At 64.5% G+C, this 20,217-nt stretch carries 16 protein-coding genes; 4 read left to right on the forward strand and 12 right to left on the reverse strand.

The window, feature by feature from the left end; genetic code table 11:
* Window positions 1-54: 54 nt before the first annotated feature.
* A complete protein-coding gene (locus tag VIM61_03050) occupies window positions 55-1,488 on the reverse strand; it encodes an SDR family oxidoreductase (GenBank protein ID HEY8899361.1) in 1,434 nt (477 codons plus the stop codon).
* Window positions 1,489-1,612: 124 nt separating this feature from the next.
* On the opposite strand from VIM61_03050, the gene VIM61_03055 reads away from it, so the two are divergent.
* Window positions 1,613-3,118 (forward strand): NCS1 family nucleobase:cation symporter-1, encoded by a 1,506-nt coding sequence (locus tag VIM61_03055; protein ID HEY8899362.1) that lies wholly within the window; start codon window positions 1,613-1,615, stop codon window positions 3,116-3,118.
* Between the two features lie 9 nt (window positions 3,119-3,127).
* A complete protein-coding gene (locus VIM61_03060) occupies window positions 3,128-4,468 on the forward strand; it encodes an aminotransferase class III-fold pyridoxal phosphate-dependent enzyme (GenBank protein HEY8899363.1) in 1,341 nt (446 codons plus the stop codon).
* On the opposite strand, the gene VIM61_03065 is transcribed toward VIM61_03060, so the two are convergent.
* Complete coding sequence (locus VIM61_03065; GenBank protein HEY8899364.1) at window positions 4,469-6,106, reverse strand: SpoIIE family protein phosphatase; 1,638 nt, start codon at window positions 6,104-6,106, stop codon at window positions 4,469-4,471.
* Between the two features lie 141 nt (window positions 6,107-6,247).
* Between VIM61_03065 and VIM61_03070 the strand changes: the two genes are divergently transcribed.
* The gene (locus tag VIM61_03070) at window positions 6,248-6,688 is read left to right on the forward strand and encodes a DUF5069 domain-containing protein (protein HEY8899365.1); all 441 of its coding nucleotides are present in this window, start codon (window positions 6,248-6,250) and stop codon (window positions 6,686-6,688) included.
* Between the two features lie 44 nt (window positions 6,689-6,732).
* Here VIM61_03070 and VIM61_03075 read toward each other — a convergent pair whose 3' ends face one another.
* The 6 genes from VIM61_03075 to VIM61_03100 form a co-directional block, all read right to left on the reverse strand.
* Entirely contained in the window at window positions 6,733-7,461 is a 729-nt protein-coding gene (locus VIM61_03075; GenBank protein ID HEY8899366.1) for an alpha/beta hydrolase-fold protein, read from the reverse strand.
* 32 nt (window positions 7,462-7,493) lie between these two features.
* Window positions 7,494-8,456, reverse strand: a complete 963-nt coding sequence (locus VIM61_03080; GenBank protein HEY8899367.1) for an acetylxylan esterase — start codon at window positions 8,454-8,456, stop codon at window positions 7,494-7,496.
* Window positions 8,453-9,826 carry a dihydropyrimidinase gene (hydA, locus tag VIM61_03085; GenBank protein HEY8899368.1) on the reverse strand — a complete coding sequence of 458 codons (1,374 nt, stop codon included), beginning with the start codon at window positions 9,824-9,826 and terminating at the stop codon, window positions 8,453-8,455. The genes VIM61_03080 and hydA overlap by 4 nt, the downstream gene beginning before the upstream one ends.
* A gap of 69 nt (window positions 9,827-9,895) precedes the next feature.
* On the reverse strand, window positions 9,896-11,377 hold the full coding sequence (locus tag VIM61_03090) for a CoA-acylating methylmalonate-semialdehyde dehydrogenase (GenBank protein HEY8899369.1): 1,482 nt from the start codon (window positions 11,375-11,377) through the stop codon (window positions 9,896-9,898).
* A gap of 20 nt (window positions 11,378-11,397) precedes the next feature.
* The gene (gene preA / locus VIM61_03095; GenBank protein HEY8899370.1) at window positions 11,398-12,516 is read right to left on the reverse strand and encodes an NAD-dependent dihydropyrimidine dehydrogenase subunit PreA; all 1,119 of its coding nucleotides are present in this window, start codon (window positions 12,514-12,516) and stop codon (window positions 11,398-11,400) included.
* A gap of 60 nt (window positions 12,517-12,576) precedes the next feature.
* Window positions 12,577-13,824, reverse strand: coding sequence for a hydantoinase/carbamoylase family amidase (locus VIM61_03100; protein ID HEY8899371.1), 1,248 nt, complete (start codon window positions 13,822-13,824; stop codon window positions 12,577-12,579).
* Window positions 13,825-13,929: 105 nt separating this feature from the next.
* Between VIM61_03100 and VIM61_03105 the strand changes: the two genes are divergently transcribed.
* Complete coding sequence (locus VIM61_03105; protein HEY8899372.1) at window positions 13,930-15,036, forward strand: endonuclease/exonuclease/phosphatase family protein; 1,107 nt, start codon at window positions 13,930-13,932, stop codon at window positions 15,034-15,036.
* A gap of 6 nt (window positions 15,037-15,042) precedes the next feature.
* Here the strand turns inward: VIM61_03105 and VIM61_03110 are convergent, their stop codons facing one another.
* From VIM61_03110 to nuoK, 4 genes are read right to left on the reverse strand one after another with little or no spacing between them, the layout of a single operon-like run.
* A complete protein-coding gene (locus VIM61_03110; GenBank protein HEY8899373.1) occupies window positions 15,043-16,491 on the reverse strand; it encodes an NADH-quinone oxidoreductase subunit N in 1,449 nt (482 codons plus the stop codon).
* Entirely contained in the window at window positions 16,488-18,002 is a 1,515-nt protein-coding gene (locus VIM61_03115) for an NADH-quinone oxidoreductase subunit M (protein ID HEY8899374.1), read from the reverse strand. The genes VIM61_03110 and VIM61_03115 overlap by 4 nt, the downstream gene beginning before the upstream one ends.
* Window positions 17,999-19,819 carry an NADH-quinone oxidoreductase subunit L gene (gene nuoL / locus VIM61_03120; GenBank protein ID HEY8899375.1) on the reverse strand — a complete coding sequence of 607 codons (1,821 nt, stop codon included), beginning with the start codon at window positions 19,817-19,819 and terminating at the stop codon, window positions 17,999-18,001. The genes VIM61_03115 and nuoL overlap by 4 nt, the downstream gene beginning before the upstream one ends.
* Window positions 19,820-20,140, reverse strand: coding sequence for an NADH-quinone oxidoreductase subunit NuoK (gene nuoK, locus VIM61_03125; protein ID HEY8899376.1), 321 nt, complete (start codon window positions 20,138-20,140; stop codon window positions 19,820-19,822).
* Between the last annotated feature and the right edge of the window lie 77 nt (window positions 20,141-20,217).

Consider the following 20,217-nt stretch of genomic DNA (forward strand, 5'->3'; position numbering starts at 1 on the left):
GGGATCGGCCCATCCTGTCAAGATCGTCCCTTGCATTTTTTCCGCGAAATTCGCTCATCGCGGGGATGCAAGCGTCCGGGCCATGCGTGGGAAAATCCATGCGTGGAAAGGCATGCACCCGAGCCAATAGAGACGCCCAAGCAATCCGAGCGGCCGGAACGTCGCCGTCTGCCGGAGCTCGCGATCGGTCACCTCGAACTCCAGCCAGGCCTCCCCCGGCAACCGCATTTCCGCAAAGAGAATCAGCCGGCCCGCCTTGCGGTCCGCGAGAATGACCCGCCAGAAATCCACGGCGTCGCCGGGGCGCAAATGCGTGGGATCCCGCCGGCCACGACGAAGCCCGATGCCGCCGACCAGACGATCCATCATTCCCCGCACCCGCCACGCCCAGTTCATCGACGGCCATCCGCGGCGCCCCCCAAGCGAGAAAATCGCGTCCACCACCGCCTCCCGCGGCGCTTTCAACGGTGCGACGCGCCGATCGGTCACGGTGCCGTGCTCCGGCGTGCGGATCGCCCGCATGCGCGAAGGGGGCAACGAGCCCGAGGCGAACGCGTCATACCACGTGGACGGCACGTGATTCTGCGCAATGCGCACGAACGCCTTCTCCACCGCCTGTCGATACGTGAGCAACTCCTGCAGAACGAGCGCCCGAATCGCCTCATCGCCGCAGACCGTGTCATGTGCGAGGCTATCCACCAGCGCCCGCGCGAGCCGAAACGTCGTGCTCGTCATGGAATACAGCCAGTAGGACGACAGTCGCGCGCTCAGGAACGGCACGGCGATGATCCATCGTCGCAACCCGCGCTCGACCGCGTATTGCCGAAGCAACTCCTCGTAGGTCAGCACCTCCGGCCCGCCGATATCGAAGCTGCGCCCCATGGCGTCCGCATTCCCGGCGACGCCTTGAAGATACGCGAGGACATTACGAACGGCGATCGGCTGGCATTTGTGCCGGGTCCACCGCGGCGTGATGAGCACGGGCAGTTTCTCGACGAGATCGCGGATGATCTCGAACGATGCGCTGCCGCTCCCGACGATGATCGAGGCCCGCAGCGTCGTGAGCGGGACGCGCGAGCCGCCGAGGATTTCCCCCACGCGCCGCCGCGATTCCAGATGTTCGGAAAGCCGGCCGTGCTCCGGCGTGATGCCGCCCAGGTAAATCACCTGCCGCGCCCGCGTTGCCTCGATCCGTTCCACGAAATTGCGGGCGATCGCCTCCTCCCGAGCCGCGAAATTGGCGCCGTCGCCCATGGCATGAACCAGAAAATAGGCGACCTCGACCTCCTCCGGAAACGCCTGCCCGCATCCGCCATCGTCGAGATCCGTCTCGACGACCTGCAGCCGTTCGCCATGCACCGCAAGCTCGTCGAGCGGCAGCCGGCGCGAATCCCGGACCACGGCGTGCACGGAATGGCCGCCCTCGAGCAGCGCCGAGAGCAGGCGCAGGCCGACATAGCCATTCGCCCCGGTGAGAAGAATCTTCATTGCCAAGCTGATACGTCCGCCGATGCCATCGGGGACGCCGAGGAAATGATCGGTATTGGTATCGAAACTGCTTATCCTCCGGAGAGCCTCTGCGCCCCCGCGCCGGCCGATGTGAATCCGTAACATGCAAGGCGCTCCGCACGACTCTTCCGTCAATCCGCTCTGGAACCCCGATCTCGCGCCCGTGCCGGCCGATCGACGCACCTGGAAGTGGTGGAACTTCGCCGCGCTCTGGATCTCGATGGCCGCCTGCATCCCGACCTACATGCTCGCATCGTCCCTCGTGGATTCTCAGGTCGGCATGAACTGGTCGCAGGCGATTCTCACGATCTTTCTCGCGAACGTGATCGTCCTGATCCCGATGATCCTGAACGCGCACGCCGGCACGAAATACGGCATCCCCTTCCCCGTGTATTGCCGCGCCTCGTTCGGCACGCTGGGCGCGAACGTTCCCGCGATCCTGCGCGCGCTCGTGGCCTGCGGCTGGTTCGGCATCCAGACATGGATCGGCGGCATGGCGATCTACCAGATCCTCGGCGAATTCTTTCCCGCCCTGCTCGCGGCAAAGCCCATCGCGGCTCTGGGCATCAGCGTCCCTCAGGCAATCTGCTTTCTTTTCTTCTGGGGGATCAACATGGCGGTGATCTACAAGGGCATCGACTGCATCCGCTGGCTGCTGAACATCAAGGCGCCCCTGCTCCTGCTCCTCGGCCTGGCACTTCTTGCCTGGGCCTACGACCGCGCTGGCGGCTTCGGCGCGATGCTCTCGCAGCCCTCGCAATTCGCCCCGGGCCAGCCCAGGGCGGGTCAATTCTGGGCCGTCTTCTTTCCTTCGCTCACGGGCATGATCGGGTTCTGGGCCACGCTCTCGCTCAACATCCCCGACTTCTCCCGCTACGCCCGCTCGCAGGCCGGCCAGATGGTGGGCCAGGCGATCGGCCTGCCACCGACGATGGCGCTGTATTCCTTCATCGGCGTCGCGGTCACCTCGGCCACGGCCGTGATCTACGGCGAGACGATCTGGGACCCCACCACGCTGCTCACGAAGTTCGACAACCCGATTGTCCTCTTCGTCGCCATGCTGGCGCTTTGCATCGCGACGCTCGCAACGAACATCGCCGCCAACGTCGTCAGCCCCGCCAACGACTTTGCGAACCTCTCCCCGCATCGGATATCCTTCCGCATGGGCGGCACGATTACCGGCATCATCGGCATCCTGATCATGCCGTGGAAGCTCCTCGCGGACCCCACCGTTTACGTCTTCACGCTGCTCGGCGGCTTCAGCGCCCTCCTCGGGCCGATTGGCGGCATCCTCATCGCGGATTACTTCGTCTGCCGGCGCACGAATCTGAATGTCGCCGCGCTTTACGACGCGAACGGCGAGTATCGCTACCACGGCGGCTTCAGCCTCGCGGCGCTGGGCGCCCTCGCCATCGGGGTGCTGCCGAATCTTCCCGGCTTCCTCGCGCAGGTGAAATGGATCGACGGCGCGCTCGTGCCGCCCGCGCTACTTGGCCTTTACCACTACGCGTGGTTCATCGGTTTCGGCCTCGCGTTTCTCACGTATCTTGGGTTGCGCCGACTTTCTCCGGCCCCAGTCCCGACCATCGCCACCCCCGCCGCCTCGTAAGTTTCTCCAATGACCGCGCCCGTCCTGCCCGCCACCCCCCACGTCCCGACGCCCTACACCGGCCCCACCGCCGCGGAAGTCCTCGCCCTTCGCAAGGCCCACCTCAACCCCGGCATTTTCCTCTACTACAAGCAGCCCATCATGCTCGTGGAAGGCCGCATGCAATACGTGTGGGACGAGACCGGCAAACGCTACCTCGACGGCCTCGGCGGCATCGTCACCGTGAGCGTCGGCCATTGCCACCCGAAGGTCGTGGCCGCAGCGAACCAGCAGACTTCCACGCTCCAGCATTCCACCACGATCTACCTCCAGCCGCACGTCGCGGAATACGCCGCCGCGCTCGCCGCAAAGATGCCCGGCGACCTCAAGGTCTGCTATTTCGTGAACTCCGGCTCCGAGGCGAACGACCTCGCGCTCCTGATGGCGCGGGCCTACACGGGGAACTACGACATCGTGGCCCTGCGCAATGCCTACCACGGCGGCAGCGCTTCCACGATGTCCATCACGGCGCATAGCACGTGGAAATTCAACGTGCCCCACAGCTTCGGCGTGCATCACGCGCAGTCGCCCTACCCCTATCGCGGACCCTACGGCCACGATGACGCGGAGGCCGGACGCAAATACGCCGACGACGTGAAATCCGTCATCGACTTCACCACTTCGGGTCAGGTCGCCGGCTTCATCGCCGAGTCCATCCAGGGCGTCGGCGGTTTCGTCGTCTTCCCCGACGGCTACCTCGAACAGGCCTACGCGCACGTGCGCGCCGCGGGCGGCGTGTGCATCGCCGACGAAGTGCAGACTGGCTTTGGCCGCACGGGTTCGCACTACTGGGGCTTCGAAACGCAGGGCGTGATCCCCGACATCGTCACGATGGCGAAGGGCATCGGCAACGGCGTGCCGCTCGCCGCCGTCGTCACCACTCCGGAAATCGCGAGCACGCTTGCCAGGCGCATTCACTTCAACACCTTCGGCGGCAATCCCGTGGTGAGCGCCGTCGGCAAGGCCGTCCTCGAGGTCATCGACGAGGAAGGCCTGCAGGAGAACTGCGCCCGGCTCGGCGAATACATCCTTGCGGGCCTCGCCCGGCTCAAGGACAGGCATTCGATCATCGGCGACGTCCGCGGCAGAGGCCTCATGCTCGCCCTCGAACTCGTCAAGGATCGCGCCACGAAGGAACCCGCGACCGCCGAGTGCGCCCAGGTCGTCGAGACCGCGAAGGAACTCGGCCTGCTGCTCGGCAAGGGCGGCCTCCGCGGCCAGACGATTCGCTTCGCCCCGCCGATGTGCATCACGCAGGACGACGCCGACTTCCTCCTCGCCGTTCTCGACGAAGCCTTCAGCCGGCTATAGTCAGCCCTGCTGCTGCGCGTCGGCTCCCGGCGCGCGGCGCTCGATCGTGAGCAGGCAGACGTCGTCCTCGAAGGCGGCCCCACCGGCCTCGAGCTGGATCTCGTCGAGCACGCACTCGCACATCCGTTGCGCCCCGAGCCCGGCATGTTTGCCTGCCGCGGCCATGAAACGCTCGACGCCGATCTCGTGCCCGCTCACGTCGCTCATCTCGGTGGCGCCATCCGTGAACAGGAGCACGAGATCGTCCACCGAGAGCTGGAACGTCTCCATCCCGTAAACCGCATCATCGAACAAGGCCAGCGCCGGTCCGTGCACCGAGCGGCGGGTGCCCAGCGGCGAAACCTGCCGCGTCGCCTTGCGAATCACCAGTGGCAGCGGATGCCCCGCGCTCGAAAGAAACACGTCGTCGCTGTTCGAATCGACCACGAGATAGCACGCGGTCACGAGCAGCGGCTCGTCAATGTTCCGCAGGATCGCCCGAAGCCCCCGATTGAGTTCCAAAAGAAAGACGTCCGGACTCTCCGCTCGTGATTTCAGCTCCTCGACCAGACCGCGCATGATCGCCGTGCCTAGCGCCGCGCGCAGACCGTGCCCCATGATGTCGCAGATCAGCACGCCGGCCTTCGTCGGGGAAACCGGAATGATCGTAAAGAAATCGCCGCCCACGGCTTCCGCCGGCCGGTAAACCGACGAGCACTCGATCCGCGCACAATCGGCGGAGGCGCCGCGGGGAAACACGTAGTGCCGCTCGGGCAGGAGCGCCTCCTGGATGCCCTTCGCCATCACAAGATCGTCCTCGAGCTGCAGATTCTTCGACTGCAGCTCTTCGCTGAGTTCCTCCAGCCGCCGGCGCTCCGCCTCAATCGTCTGCTCGAGCTGCTTCATCGCCGTCACGTCGTGCGAGATGCCAAATGTCCCCGTGATCTCCCCGAACTGATCGCGGAGCGGCAGCTTCGACGAAAGCACCCACGTGATCTTGCCATCGGGATGCGTCTCCCGCTCCAGCTGGTCGATGATCGGCTCGCCGGTGCGAATGATCCGGCGCTCATCGTCCAGGGCCTGTTGCGCATGCTCGGATGTGAAGAAATCGTGGTCGCTCCGGCCAACCGCCGCAGCGGGATCTCGCAGCTGAAAGAAATCTGCGTGCGACTGGTTCACGCGCACAAACCGACTTTCGAGGTCCTTGAAATAAATGCGGTCGGGCAATCGGGCGAGCAGGTTCTCGAGCATCTCCTGCTCACGAGCCAGATCCCCCTCCACTCTCGCTCGCTCCACGGCATTTCGAATGACCCGGCCAATGCAGCGCGCGGTCAGCTCGCTGAGGACCAGACAATCCTGCGCGCCGACATGCAGCACCGCGAGCTCCAGTGGTTCGCACGGCTCCTCGAGCAGCGCGACCACCGGGATGCGACCCGCGCTGGCGACCATCCGGCGCATTGCCCTTTGCATCGCGGAGACGTCGGCCTCGGGCATGGCGACAATGATGATCGACGGCGCCTTGCCATTGATCAGCGGAAACGCCTCGCCCGTCTCGGGAAGCGACTTCATGAGATACTGCCCGCGCAGACGGTCCCGCAGCAGGCGGTCGACCTTCGCCTCGATCCGGGGCTGATCGGTGATCAATACGATGCGATACATTGGGGAGAGAGCGAGGACGTCGCTAGGTTCCCGAAACTGGCGATTCGCGACCGTAATTTCAATGGTTCTTTCCCGAATTGTTGTTCGATCTTTCTCGAACTTCTTGTTGCGCATCGCCAGATCCGCCGTAAGGAGGAATTCATGACAACCATCGCCAAAGACCTCACGAAGGAAGCTCCCCGCAGTCCCCGTCTCCGCCTCGGCGGCTACGCCATCATTGCCCGCACGATCGACAAGGGGCATGCGCACCTGGCCGGCGCCACCGGCGATTACCACTACGACTGCCCGCTGGATAACTACCTCTTCGGGTTCAAGGGTGTCACCGGAGACGCCTTCAAGGAACAGCTTGCCGCCGGCGCCACGGACGAGGAGCTCGTCGCCTGGCTCGACGCGCACGGCACGCCGAAGACCGCCGAGGAGATCAAGGCCTGGTCGGACAGCGTCGAGGCCGCGAATCCCGCAAAAGATCCCGAGAAGCGCAGGTGGTTCCAGGGCGAGCTCGCCAAGCTGAACCTCGATCTCGAGAACACGACCCTGTTCGACTGGCTCGAAGCCGACGACAAGGCGACCTTCGCGAAGTAAGGCGAACTCGCCGTTCCCCCCGGAAACGATCCGCCCGCCGGGCCTCAGAGATACAGGCTGGCCATCTGCCGCCAGTAGTGGCCGTGGTGGGCACGCTCGTTCCACCGGAACATCTCGTGCTTCAGCCCCTTGCCGCGAAGGATGTCGCTGAAATGCTCGTTGTTGTCGCGGAAGGGATCCTCCTTCCCGACGGTAAAGACCATGTCGATCTCCTGCAGACGCCTGATCTGATCTTCCGCATTCAGGCCCGGCAGAAAATGCGTGGGCGTGTGGTAGTAGATGTCCTCGTTGTAGAAGCCGTCGAAGAGGTCGCGGAAATGCTCCACGTTCATCGTGAGGTCGTAGCGCCCGGAAAAGGCCTTCAGACCCGTGAACAGATGCGGATGGCGGAACGTGATGTTTGCCGCGTGAAAGGCGCCGAGACTGCATCCATGGGCCGTCACCCGCGGGTCGGGATTCTTCGCGTGCATGAACGGGAAGACCTCGTGGAGAATGTAGTCCTCGTATTGCTTGTGCCGCTGGATCCGGCCCGAAGGATGCGCCCAGAAGCAATAGAAACTCTCGGGATCGATGCTATCGAGGCAGAAGAGCTGGAGCTCCCCGCGCTCGATCTTCGGCCGCAGCACCTCGACCATGCGCATGTTCTCGTATTCGTAGAACCGGCCGCCGCGGGTTGGAAAGACGAGCATTTTCTCGCCTGCATGGCCAAAGACCAGCAGTTCCATCTGGCGATTCAGGCGCCAGCTCCACCATTTGTGGTATTCCCGATTCATCGACTGCGGCCGGATTCATGCCGCCGGCGGCGTCACAAATCGCGGAAGTAATTGTCAATTTCCTGTAGCAATTCCCGTTCCGCCCTCTCCTGCCCGGGGTAGGCGTGATGCCCGGCCGGCAGCGTGAAGAGCGATTTTGGTCCCGCCAGCGCGTTATAAATGGCGAACTGCCCCGCCGGTGCGACCGAGGGATCGTAGAGCGCGCAGGCGCAATGCACGGGGATCCTCACGTGCGCCGCGGCACTGGCCGCGTCGAAATAGGCCAGCGTGTCCCTCGCCTTGGGGTGCCGCTTCACGAACTTCTGCACGCTCGCCGCGCTGCCGGTGGAGCCCAGTTCGAGCCGCAGCGGCTGGTGACCGAAGGTCGGCACGTTCAGGTGCGCGCGTTGCACCCGGGCCTCCCACGGCAAGGCAAGCGCGCCAATGCCTCCGCTGAAGCTGATGCCGAGATAGCCGACATGCCCGGCGACGTAGGGGCAGAGCCGCAGGAGCGCGCTGAAGGCCGTCCAGAGATCATCGACACACCCGCCGAGCACGTAGCGATTGCGGTCGTGAATATCGTGCAACACATGCCACATCGGATCGCTGGAAATCGTGCCGTGAATCGACCGCCCGATCCCGCGCGAAAAGGGAAACAGCAGCGCGGCATCCGTGAAGGGCAGATGGGTGTCCGGTCCCGGGCGCCCCGCGTAACCGTGCCCGATCACGAATCCCCGCCGCACCGGACCCTCGCGCGGCAGCAACAGCCAGCCTCGCGCGCGAACGCGATCGGTCGACCAATACGAAATTTCGAAGACGCGCCACGCGGCGGCATCCGTGCCCGTGTCCCGCAGCGTCGGCTTCGTCGCGACCTTCAGCGCGCGATCGTAGCGAGCGCGCCAGAAATTCGCAAAGTCGGCGGGAGGCGTCGGCGCCGTCACGCGCAGGAGATCGCTCTCGGAATACCCGTGCGTCGGGTCGAACCCATAGCGCGGCGCGGCGAGTCCGGTGCTCATGGCGTGCGCTCGAGGAAGCGGCCCCGTCCCACCGTGCCGACGAAGACGCCATCGCGCACCGCCACCTCGCCACGCACCGTCACCACGCTCGGACGGCCCTTGATCTCCCAGCCCTCGAAGGCGTTGTAGTCGACCGCGTGCGTCTGCGTCGCCTTCGACAGCGTGCCGCGATACGACGGATCGTAAACGACGAGGTCGGCGTCCGCCCCGGGCTGGATCGTCCCCTTGCGCGGAAAGAGGCCGAACTGCCTCGCCGCGTTCGTGCTCGCGACGGCGACGAAGGTCTGCAGATCGAGCCGGCCGGTGCACACGCCGTGGGTGTAAAGCAGGTTCACGCGTTCTTCGAGGGACGGAATGCCGTTCGGAATCTTCGTGAAATCGGAGACTCCCATCGGCTTCTGCGTTTCGAAATCGAACGGCGCGTGATCCGTCGCGACCGTCTGCACCGTGCCCGAGCGCAGCGCGTTCCAGAGAAACTCCTGATTCGCCACGTCTCGCAACGGCGGCGACATCACGAATTTGGCGGCCTCGAATCCGTCGCGCTCGGCATACGTGCGGTCGAGCAGCAGATACTGAATGAGCGTCTCGATGGCGACGTTCACGCCCTTCAACCGGGCCTCCACCGCCTCGCGCACCGCCTCCACGCAGCTCGTGTGCACGATGTAGATCTGCGCGCCGGTGAGCTGCGCAAAGCTCATGAGATGGTGCACGCCCTCGGCCTCCACCTCGGGCGGCCGGCTGAGATAGTGCCCCTCCGGCCCGGTCACGCCCGCGGCGAGCAACTCCTTCTGCCGCTCGGCGACGAGGGTCTCGTTCTCGCAATGCGCGCAGACGACCACGCCCAGTTCACTGGCGAGCTTGAGCGTGCGATAGAGCTCGCTGTCGTCGATGCCAAACGCGCCCTTGTAGGCGAGGAAGATTTTGAAGGACTGCACGCCCCGCGCGACGATCTCGCGAAGCTGCGCTTCGCTGCCGGCGTCGAATCTCGTGACGCCCATGTGAAAGCTGTAATCGCAGGCCGACCTGCCTTCGCTCTGCGCGCGCCAGGTCTCGAAGCCGGCCATGGGCTCCTCTGCGCGCGATGGGCAGCACATGTCGAACAGCGTGGTCGTGCCGCCGACGAGCGCGGCCTTGCTCGCGGTCTCGTAGGTGTCCCGCGAATACGTGCCCATGAACGGGAGGTAGATGTGCGTGTGCGGATCGATGAACCCGGGAAACACATGCTTGCCCGTGGCATCGATCACCTCGGCGCCCGCCGGCGGCTCGATGTGAGAATCGATGCGCGTGATCGTTTCGCCCTCGCACCAGATGTCCGCCACGTAGCGGGCGTCGGCGGTGACGATTTCACCGTTCTTGATGAGCAGACTCATGGGAAATTCTTTCTCACACGGAGAGCGCGGAGGCCACGGGGATTTTCCCCGAGAGCCCCCCGAAGGACTCTATCTGGCCCAGACGTCTCCCTCGCCCGGGGCGAACCAGCGCGACGTGGTGACCTTTTGCTGGGTGTAGAACGCGACGCCCTCGCGCCCCTGCAAATGCAGATCGCCGAAGAACGACTCGTTCCAGCCGCTGAACGGGAAAAACGCCATCGGTGCGGGCACCGCCACGTTCACTCCGACCATGCCGGCATTGATGCGGTGGCGAAACTCGCGCGCCGCGCGGCCGGAATTCGTGAAAATCGCCGCGCCGTTGCCATAGGCCGAGCGATTGGCCGTTTCGATCGCGGCATCGAGATCATCCATGTGCACGACGCCGAGCACCGGGCCGAAGATCTCCTCGCTCATCACGGTCGCGTCGGGCGCGACGCCGTCGAGGATGGTCGGCCCCACGTAAAAGCCATTCGGCGCGCCGTCCACGCGCACCGCGCGGCCATCGGCCGCCACCCGGGCGCCCTCGCGCTCACCGAGATCGATCAACGACGCGACCCGGTCGCGATGCGCCGCGGTGATCACCGGCCCCATCTCGACGTTCGCGTCGCGGAACGCAGCGCCCACGCGGATGCGTTTCGCCGCGGCGACGAGTTCGGGAATGACGGTGTCCCGCGCCTTGCCCACGGCGATCGCCGTGGAACCAGCCATGCAGCGCTCACCCGCGCAGCCAAACGCCGCCTCGACCAGGCCGCGCACGGACTCCGTCACCGTCGCATCGGGCATGATCAGGATGAAATTTTTCGCGCCGCCGGCGGCCTGCACGCGTTTGCCGTGCTTCGTGCCGATATCGAAAATGTGGCGGGCGACGGGGGTCGAGCCGACGAAGGAAATCGCGCGCACCTTCGAGTGCACGAGCAGCGCATCGACGCAGGCGCGGCCGCCCTGGACGAGGTTGAAGACGCCCTTCGGCAGGCCGGCGACGTCGAGAAGCTCGGCGAGACGCGTCGCCGTAAGCGGCACCTTCTCGCTGGGCTTGAGGATGAACGTGTTTCCGCAGGCGAGCGCGAGCGGGAACATCCAGAGCGGCACCATGGCCGGAAAATTGAAGGGCACGATGCCCGCGCAGACGCCGAGCGGCTGGCGGATCACGTCGCAGTCGATGCCACGGGCGATGTTCTCGAGCGACTCGCCCATCAGCAGGCTCGGCGCGCCGCAGGCATACTCCACCATCTGGATGCCGCGTCGAAGGTCGCCGCGCGCCTCGCCGAGCGTCTTGCCGTGCTCGGTCGAGATCGTGAGTGCGATGGACTCGAACTCCGCCTCGAGCAGCGCCTTGTAACGGAACAGGACGCCAGCGCGATCGACCGCCGGAGTGTCGCGCCAGCCCGGGAAGGCCGCGCTGGCGGCATCGCAGGCCTGGTCGACCAGCTCCGCCCCGGCCAGCGGCACCTCGGCAATAATCTCGCCGAGAGCCGGATTGAAAACCGGAGCGGACTCGGCGGCGGGGGAAACGATCCACTCGCCGCCGATGAAACTTTTACAGATTGTCATGAAATCACGGAGTCCGCGGCTCAGCCACGGGCCAGCGCGTCGGATTGCGCGACGAAATCGTCGCCGCTCCACTCACCGTCCGCCTTCACCATCTTCTTTGCCTCCTGCGCGGCCTTGCGTTCCTTCTGCATGCGCACGAGTTCGGTGTGGCTGGTGAAGTAGGGCAGGCTCGCGCCGCGGAAATCGTCGAGCGTCTCGAAGCCATGCTTCTCCATGAAGGCCAGGAGCTGGTCGCACATCGGCTTCACGCAATCGTAGCCGAACTTCATTACGCCGGTGCAGACCTGCACCGTGTGCGAACCGAGCAGGATGAATTGCGCGGCGTCTTCGCCGGACTCGATGCCGCCGAGGCCGGAGAGCGTGCGGCCAGGGAACTCCGCATTGATGAGCTGCGAAATCTCCATGCACATGCGCAGGGCGATCGGCTTGACAGCCTTCGACGAGTAGCCACCGGGCGTCGTGTAACCCTCGACGCTCGGCTCGGGGCGAAGCGTCTCGAGATTCACGCCGATGACGCTGCGGATGGTATTGATCGCGCTCACGCCCTGGCAGCCGGCCTTCAGCGCGGCGCGGGTGGGCTCCTCGATGTGCGTGATGTTCGGGGTCATCTTCGCCCACACGGGCTTCGTCGTTGCGCTCATCACCCATTCGGAAACCTGCCCGAGAATTTCGGGATCCTGGCCCATGGCGCCGCCCATTTTCCGCTCGGGCATGCCGTGCGGGCACGAGAAATTCAGCTCGAAGGAATCCACGCCCGCCGCTTCGCAGCGCTGGACGAGCTCGATCCACGCATCCTTGTTGTATTCCTCCATGATCGACGCGATGAGGACGCCCTCGGGGTGCGCGTCCTTGATCTTCTTGAACTCCTCGATCCAGATGTCGAGCGAGCGGTCACTGATGAGCTCGATGTTCTCCCAGCCGATGATCTCCTTGCCATCGGCGGCCTTGAGCTTGCCGTAGCGGGGCGCAACGTTGATCACCTTCGAGGCGTCGAGGCTCACCGTCTTCGCGATCACCGCGCCCCACCCTTCGCGGAAGGCGCGGTTGATGACGTTCATGTTCGTGCCGGGAGGGCCGGAACCGATGATGAAGGGGTTCGGCAATTTGAGTCCGTCAACGGTCGTCGCGAGAGTGGCCATACGTCTTTAGGGGATTCCTTGATGAAAGAGTCTTGTTTAGCAATTTCGAGGCCAACTGCGTCATGCGCAACTGCCGAGCCACGCAATCGTCTTGTCGGCAAGGCGATCGAAAGCGGCGACGGCCAGCTCGAGATGCTCCTCCTTCGTGTCCTCGATCTTGTTGTGGCTGATGCCATGGAGACTCTGGACGAACATCATGACGGTCGGCACGCCGGCGCGAGACACCTCGGCGGCGTCGTGGAGCGGACCCGAGGGCAGCCGGTGGGAAACGCCGGCCGTTTCGAAGATCGCGGCGTCGCAGAGCTCGATGAGATCGGGCGCGAAGGGAATCGGCTCGATATGCCAGAGGCGCTCCCACGAGACGGTCACGCCCCCCTCGGCAGCGAAGCGCTCGCTGGCTTCGCGAGCCTCGGCGAACATCGCGGCGAGCGCGGCGGGGTCGAGATGCCGCTGATCGAGCGTAATGCGGCACCCGGCGACGACGCTGGTGACGATGCCCGGTTCGGTCCTGCAGGAGCCGATGGTGCAGACGCCGCCGTGGCGCTCGGCGACGCGGTAAATTTCCGGACTCATCTTCGCGGCGGCGAGGAAGGCGTCCTTCCGGCGGTTCATCGGCGTGCTGCCGGAATGCGCGGCCTGGCCGTGGAAGGTGATGGCATGGCGCTCCACCCCGCAGGTGCCGAGCACGACGCCGAGCGGCAGGTCGAGATCGAGCAGCACCGGGCCCTGTTCGATGTGCAGCTCGAGGTAGGCGGCGGCGTTCTTCAACTCGATCCCGCTCTCCATCACGCGCTCGAAATCGATTCCCCGGGCGCGCAGCGCATCCGGCAGCGAAATGCCGTCGCGATCCGTGAGACCACGCGCCTCGTCCCTGTCGAGGGTGCCGCCGCACGCGGATGAGCCGAAGAGACTTTTGCCAAAGCGCGCGCCCTCCTCGTCCGCCCAATCGACAAGCCGCACGGTGACCGGCGGGCGACCCTCGTATTGCGCAGCGAGGCGGCGGAGAATCTCGAGGCCGGCAAGAACGTTCAGACAGCCGTCGAGCCAGCCGCCGTTCGGCACGGAATCCATGTGGCCGCCGATGAGAAGCTCCTTCTCGGATTCGCCGCGCATCGTCGCCCAGAGATTGCCGGCGGCATCGGTGTGGACCTCGACCGGAAGTTCGGAAAGCCTGGCCGTGAGCCACTGGCGGACCTCCGCCCACAGGTCGGTGAAGGCGACGCGCTGGGCGCCATTTTCGTCGGCGGTGAAGGCGCGCAGTTCCTTGAGCTCGGCGACGGTGCGCTTCGGATCGAGGGGATGACTCATGAAAAGGCATTAAGCAGAAGGCGTGCGCGAAGTCGATGTCCCCTTGCAAAAGCGACCGATCACAGGAGGGCGTGGCACTGCGGGTGCTTCCCTTCGGCGTCTCCCATGCACTCCGCCGCGATTCCCCCGGTCACCCGGCGCGGCCTCTTGCTCGGGCTGCTCGCGGCAACGGCCTGGCTCGCACCCGGCCTCGCGGCGGTCGCGCAGACGACGATCACCGTCCTGCAAACCAACATCCACCGCGACATCGGCGCCAGCGATTCGAACACGAGCGCCCAGCCCCACCTCGCGCAGGAGGTCAACTTCTTCAGCCCCGACATTTGGACGATTCAGGAGCTGGGCGGAAACAGCGTCGGCTTCAACATCACCACCGCCACGAATTCGCTCGTCGCCTTCGTGCAAAGCAACCTCACGATCTACGGGCCCACGCCGGTGCAGAATACGGACTTCTACGTCTACGTGGCCACTCGCAACGACGGCTACGAAACCACCGCGATCGTCTCCCGCTATCCCATCCTCAATGCCTCGACGTATTCCGATTCCGGTGGCGGCTACCAATCGCTCCGCGGCCTGGCGCGCGTGACGGTGGACATCCCGGGCGACACGAATCTGGACATTTTTACGATGCACCTGAAGGCGCTGAACGACGATACGTCCGCCGGAAAACGCCAGGCGGAGGCCGCCGCCAACAGCGCCACGATCGGTTCCTGGATTGCGAGCCATCCCAGCGACGCGGTGATCGTCACGGGAGACTTCAACGAGACCTCGGAGGCGAGCGCGTCGGCGAACTGGAGCGGCCACCGGCTGGGCGACACGATCACCCTGGCCAACGGCACGACCGCGATTTACAACCCCGTCGCGAAACTGCTCGCTGCCGGCCTCAAGGACCCTCGCCCGACCAGCAGGAACGGAAGCCTGAGCACGATCTCCTCCCGCAAGCCGACCTCGCGCTTCGATTACATCCTCTACGGACCAAACGCCCGATACCTCGGCGGCCAGGTCTTCAATTCCGCGCTCTTCAGCACCTCCGAACTGGCCGCCATGAACGCGAAGAACGGCACAACTCTCACGACATCGACCTCGTCGCTCGCCTCCGATCACCTCGCCGTCTTTTCAACATTCGCGATCGTTCCGGAGCCGGGCACGCTCGTGCTCCTCACGTGCGCCGGAGGGATCCTGGCATTTCGAGCGTGGCGCCGGGCAACGAGCTGACGGCGGCTATCCGAGCCAGCCGAGCACAACCTGCGGATAGACGCCGAGAACGAGAATGAGGGCGGCAAGCGCGCTGACGCTGATGGAGCTCGCGAGCGACACCGGAATTTCCGGCGCATTGTCCGGGGCGGGCTGCCAATACATCGCACGCACGACGAGCAGGTAGCTGTAGAAACCGCAGGCCACGGCGACCGCGCCGACGAGGATGAGCCACGTGTGGCCGGCCTCGATCGCAACCTGGAAGACGAAGAGCTTTCCGAGAAAACCGGCGGTGAACGGGATGCCCGCGAGCGAGAGCATGGAGAGCATCATCGCCCCGGCGAGCCAGGGCGCGCGGCGGGACAGACCGGCGAAATGCGAAATGTCATCCCCACCGGCCGCGCGGGCCACGAGAGCGGTGATCGCGAAGGCGACGAAGGTCATCAGCAAATAAGCGACGAGGTAGAACTGGATCGCGGTCCGCGCGAAGGCAACGCCAAGACTGGCCACAGCCATGAGGATGAAGCCCGCGTGGACGACGCTGGAGTAGGACAGCAGGCGCTTGAAATTGCGCTGCGGCAGGGCTGAGAGTCCGCCGAAGATGAGGGTCGCACCGGCGATGAACGCGAGGAGCACGTCGATGCGGGGCCGTAGCGGCTCGAAGCCCAGGAAAAGATCGAGCACGCGCACGAGCACAATGAAACCGGCCGCCTTCGACGCCACGGAGAGATACGCGGAGATCGGCGTCGCCGCGCCCTGATAGACGTCGGGAATCCAGAACTGGAACGGGACCGCGCCGATCTTGAAACCGAGCGCGATGAGCACGAGGCCGAATCCGAAGAGCAGCGCGGTATGGCTGGCGGGCGGGAGAGTCGGCAGCACGGCGGCGATCGCGGCGAGATTCGTCTGCCCGGTGACGCCGAAGATCCAGGTGACGCCATAGACGATGAAGCCGGTCGAGAGCGCGCCGAGGATGAGGTATTTCGTGCCGGCCTCGAGCGTGGTGTGGCTACGGCGAAGGTAGGCCACAAGCACGTAGAACGAGATCGTGACGAGCTCGAGCGAAACGAAGATGGCAATGAAGTCGGTGGCCGACACCATCCACATGAGGCCGGCGCAGGTGAAAATCGGCAGCGTGATGAATTCCCCGAGACCGGCGCCCTTCGTCTCGCCAGGAATGAAGCGCTCGATAATTGGCGCGTAGTCGATCGTCATCACGAGCACGACCATCGTGCAGATGATGGCGAAGCGTTTGAAGAACATCGCCATGGGGTCCGCGCTGTAAAACGCGGCGTAGGGCGCGCTGGCGTCGATGTATTGCGGAAGGGCGAAGAGCGAGGCCACGAAAATGATGCCCAGGCCGAGAAGACCGGCGTAAACGAGGTAGCGCTTGTCCATTTTGGCATCGAATGCCTCGGACATGAGCAGCCCGATGCCGAGGGTGACGACGAGAGCTTCGAGGTAAATCGGATTCACGGCAGCAGAAGAGCAGGAGTGACGTAGGAAAGAAGAAGCTGCGGGCAGAAGCCGATGACGAGCAGCGTCGCGATCAGCAAGATGATGGCGTAGCGCGAGACGGGCGCGAGGTCCGGCAGGTGAGCCCAGCGCTCGGGCCGGGGGCCGAAAAAGACACAGCGGTAGGCGCGAAGCATGTAGACCGCGGAAATGACGAAGCCCCAGACGGCGATGATCGTCGTGACCTGAAGAAACTTCAGACCGCCCTGCGGAATCTGGTTCGCCACGCCGAACGAGCCAAGGAACACCATGATTTCCCCGGCGAAATTCGCAAAGCCTGGCAGGCCGATCGAGGCCATCGTCGCCATGCCGAAGAGCAGGCCGAAGCGGGGCATCGATTTCGCGAGGCCGCCGAGATCCGCGAGATCGAGCGTGCCGGTGCGTTCGCGGAGGGAACCACTCAGCGCGAACAGGGCGGCGATCGAAAGGCCGTGAGCCACCATCAGCACCGCGGACCCACTCAGGCTGAGAGGATTCCACGCGGCGATGCCGAGGAAGATGTAGCCCATGTGCATCGCGCTCGCGTAACCGAGCATCCAGTCGAGTCGCTTTTGCGCGATGGTGACGAGGCCGATGTAGAGAAGGTTGCCGATGATGAGGACGAGGAAGATGTCGAGGTAGGAGATCGACCAGCCGAAGGGCAACGCGACGCGGGTCGCGAGAATCGAGTCGGGGAAGATCGGCGTGATGATGCGCAGGATGCCATAGACGCCGAATTTCTTGAGGGCGCCGGCATGGAGCATCGAGACGGGCATGGGCGCGGAGGCATAGACCGGCGGCGCCCAGGAGTGGAACGGGAAGAGCGAAACGAGCGAGCCAAACCCAATGAGCAGCGTCCAATACACCCAGTGGGGCGGATTGAGCACCCCGCTCGCCGCCATCGACTGGATGGTGGTCATGTCGAACGTGCGCTGGCTGGCGGGAATGGCGAGATAGAGGCCAAGGATGCCGAGGAGCAGGACGAAGCTGCCGACGGCGAGGTAGATCATCGCCTTCCACGCCGCGCTCTGGCGATCTCCGGAGCCCCAGATGCCGATCATCAGGAAGGTCGGGATAAGCGCCAGCTCGTGGAAGGCGTAGAAGAACAGAACGTCCGTGCTGGAGAATGCGCCGAAGAGGCCGGCCGAGATGAGCAGCACGCAAGCGTAGAAGAGATTCTCGCGCGACTTGATCGGCGGAATCATCCAGACGGCGCTCGCCGTCACGATGGCGGAGAGCAGGAGCAGCGCGAGACTGAGGCCGTCTGCGCCGAAGCTCAGCGAGAGGCCGAGCTGTTCGGAGACGGGATACTGCGAGACGAACCAGAGACCGCCCTGGGATACCGGATATTGGAAGCAAAGCACCCCGGTGAGCGCGAGCATGAGAACGCTGACGGCCCGGGCCACGAAAGGCGCGTTCGCCCCGACCATGATGAACAGGGCGGCGACGATCGGAATGAGCGTGAGGCAGAAAAGCGGGCTGGGCAGGCTCATGGAGCGATGAGGATGTAAAGGAGCGCGATGACGCCGGCCCCGAAAAAGAACGCGTAGGCCTGGATATTCCCGATCTGGAGGAAACGCAGGGCGAAACCGAACGCCCAGGTGAGCTTCGCGCTGCCGTTCACGCCGACGCCGTCAATGATCCAGCGATCAACGAAGCCCGCGACCTTCGCAGTGCCGTCCTGCACGGTGCGCACGAGTTTCGCGTAGAGGTCGTCGATGTAGAGACGGTTCGCGAAGAGCGGGATGAGGATGGGATCCTTCTTCGGCGCGCCGCGGTAAATGAAGAGGGTGAGCGCGAGACCGGCCACGAAGACGGCGGGAATCCCGAAGTGGAGCCAGGGCGGCGCCTCGGGTTCCGGGAGTTTGCCGAAGAACGGCTCCTCGATAAACGAGTATCCCGCCAGCAGCGCCGGGATGGACAGCAGGATGAGCGGAATGATCATCACGGCCGGCGATTCGTGGGCGTGCTTCGCGGCATCGCTGCGCGGAGCGCCGAGGAAGGTGACCACGAGCATGCGCGTCGTATAGATCGCGGTCAGGAAGACGCCGCCGAACGTCAGCCAGAACAGCGGCTGATTCTTCCACGCGAACTCGATGATGAGGTCCTTGCTGAATCCACCGCTGAAGCCGGGACAGCCCATCAGCGCAAAGCCGCCGATCGCCATGGCGAGGAACGTGATCGGCATTTTCTTCGCGAGGCCGCCCATTTTCCAGATGTCCTGCTCGTGGTGCATGCCGAGGATGACCGAGCCGGAGCAAAGGAAGAGCAGGCACTTGAACCAGGCATGCGTGAAAAGGTGGAACATCCCCACCCCGGCGCTGGTTCCGACCGCGATGCCGACGACCATGTAACCGAGTTGCGAAATCGTGGAGTAGGCAAGGATGCGTTTGATGTCGTTCTGCTGCAGGCCCATGAGGCCCGCTCCGAAGCAGGTGATCGCGCCGATCCATCCGACGACGGTGAGCGCGTCGGGCGAGCCCTCCAGCACCGGGAAGATGCGGGCGAGCAGATACACGCCGGCGGCGACCATCGTGGCGGCGTGGAGCAGCGACGAAACCGGCGTCGGGCCTTCCATCGAGTTCGGCAACCACACGTGGAGCGGGAATTGCGCGGATTTGCCGACCGTGCCGCAGAAGACGCAGACGCCGGCGACGGCGAGCCAGAACGACGACCCCTGGAAAGCCGCGACGCGATCAGGCAGCTCGGAGAAAAGGAGTGTGCCGGTGACGCTCCAGAACAGAAGGATGCCGAGCATGAAGCCGAAGTCGCCGATGCGGTTCACGATGAACGCCTGCTTCGCGGCATCGCCCGCGGAGGCCCGGCCGTAGTAGTGCCCGATGAGGATGTAGGAACTCACGCCGACGAGTTCCCAGAAGATGAACATCATCAGGAAGTTGTCCGCGAGGACGATGCCGAGCATCGAAAAGAGGAAGAGCGCGAGGCCGGCAAAGTAGCGGCTGTAGCCTTCCTCTTTCGCCATGTAGCCGATCGAGTAGACGAAGACGATCGTGGCAATTGTCGTGACGATCACGAGCATCGAGCGGCAAAGCGCGTCGATCTGCAATCCGATGGGAATCGTGAAATTCGCGTCCGGGCCGATGATCCGGGTGAAGTTGATCCAGTCGACGCTCACCGCGATGTCCTTGCCGGCCAGGAAGATCATCCAGCTCAGCACGCAGCCGACGGCCGCCGAGAGGATCGCGAGGCCGGCGCTGAGGGGCTTCGACCGGCCGCCGAAGAACAGGATGGCCGCGGCCGCGACCAGCGGCAGAAAGAGGATGATCCAGGGTGCGGTTTGCGGATTCATCTAATACTTGAGGGCGTTGAGGTCCTCGACATGGGTCGTCTGCCGGGCGCGGTAGAGCGCAACGATGATCGCGAGACCCACGGCGACCTCGGCGGCGGCGACGGTGATGATGAAAAACACGAGCACCTGCGCATTGTAGTTCGGCAGACCCTCGACGAGCCGGAAGCGCGAAAAGGCGACGAGTGAGAGGTTCGCGGCGCTGAGCATGAGCTCGAGGCACATGAAAATGACGAGGATGCTTCGGCGAAGGAGCACGCCGGCGAGCCCGATGGCAAAAAGCAGTCCGCTAACGGCGAGGTAAAGGGAAAGAGTCGGCTCCATGTTAAAAATGCGGAATGCGGAATGCGGAACGCGGAATTTTCCGTGAAGGAGCCGTGTATTCCGAATTCCGAATTCTG

The sequence above is a fragment of the Chthoniobacterales bacterium genome, assembly GCA_036569045.1.
Taxonomy (GTDB): Bacteria; Verrucomicrobiota; Verrucomicrobiia; order Chthoniobacterales; family JAATET01; genus JAATET01.

Bases quoted from the DNA above. Each gene is read 5' to 3' on its own strand.
- VIM61_03100 (HEY8899371.1), bottom strand. From the start codon at position 13,824: ATGAGTCATCCCCTCGATCCGAAGCGCACCGTCGCCGAGCTCAAGGAA.
- hydA (HEY8899368.1), bottom strand. From the start codon at position 9,826: ATGAGTCTGCTCATCAAGAACGGTGAAATCGTCACCGCCGACGCCCGC.
- preA (HEY8899370.1), bottom strand. From the start codon at position 12,516: ATGGCCACTCTCGCGACGACCGTTGACGGACTCAAATTGCCGAACCCC.
- nuoL (HEY8899375.1), bottom strand. From the start codon at position 19,819: ATGAATCCGCAAACCGCACCCTGGATCATCCTCTTTCTGCCGCTGGTC.
- VIM61_03055 (HEY8899362.1), top strand. From the start codon at position 1,613: ATGCAAGGCGCTCCGCACGACTCTTCCGTCAATCCGCTCTGGAACCCC.
- VIM61_03070 (HEY8899365.1), top strand. From the start codon at position 6,248: ATGACAACCATCGCCAAAGACCTCACGAAGGAAGCTCCCCGCAGTCCC.
- VIM61_03090 (HEY8899369.1), bottom strand. From the start codon at position 11,377: ATGACAATCTGTAAAAGTTTCATCGGCGGCGAGTGGATCGTTTCCCCC.
- VIM61_03115 (HEY8899374.1), bottom strand. From the start codon at position 18,002: ATGAGCCTGCCCAGCCCGCTTTTCTGCCTCACGCTCATTCCGATCGTC.
- VIM61_03105 (HEY8899372.1), top strand. From the start codon at position 13,930: ATGCACTCCGCCGCGATTCCCCCGGTCACCCGGCGCGGCCTCTTGCTC.
- nuoK (HEY8899376.1), bottom strand. From the start codon at position 20,140: ATGGAGCCGACTCTTTCCCTTTACCTCGCCGTTAGCGGACTGCTTTTT.
- VIM61_03080 (HEY8899367.1), bottom strand. From the start codon at position 8,456: ATGAGCACCGGACTCGCCGCGCCGCGCTATGGGTTCGACCCGACGCAC.
- VIM61_03075 (HEY8899366.1), bottom strand. From the start codon at position 7,461: ATGAATCGGGAATACCACAAATGGTGGAGCTGGCGCCTGAATCGCCAG.
- VIM61_03050 (HEY8899361.1), bottom strand. From the start codon at position 1,488: ATGAAGATTCTTCTCACCGGGGCGAATGGCTATGTCGGCCTGCGCCTG.
- VIM61_03065 (HEY8899364.1), bottom strand. From the start codon at position 6,106: ATGTATCGCATCGTATTGATCACCGATCAGCCCCGGATCGAGGCGAAG.
- VIM61_03060 (HEY8899363.1), top strand. From the start codon at position 3,128: ATGACCGCGCCCGTCCTGCCCGCCACCCCCCACGTCCCGACGCCCTAC.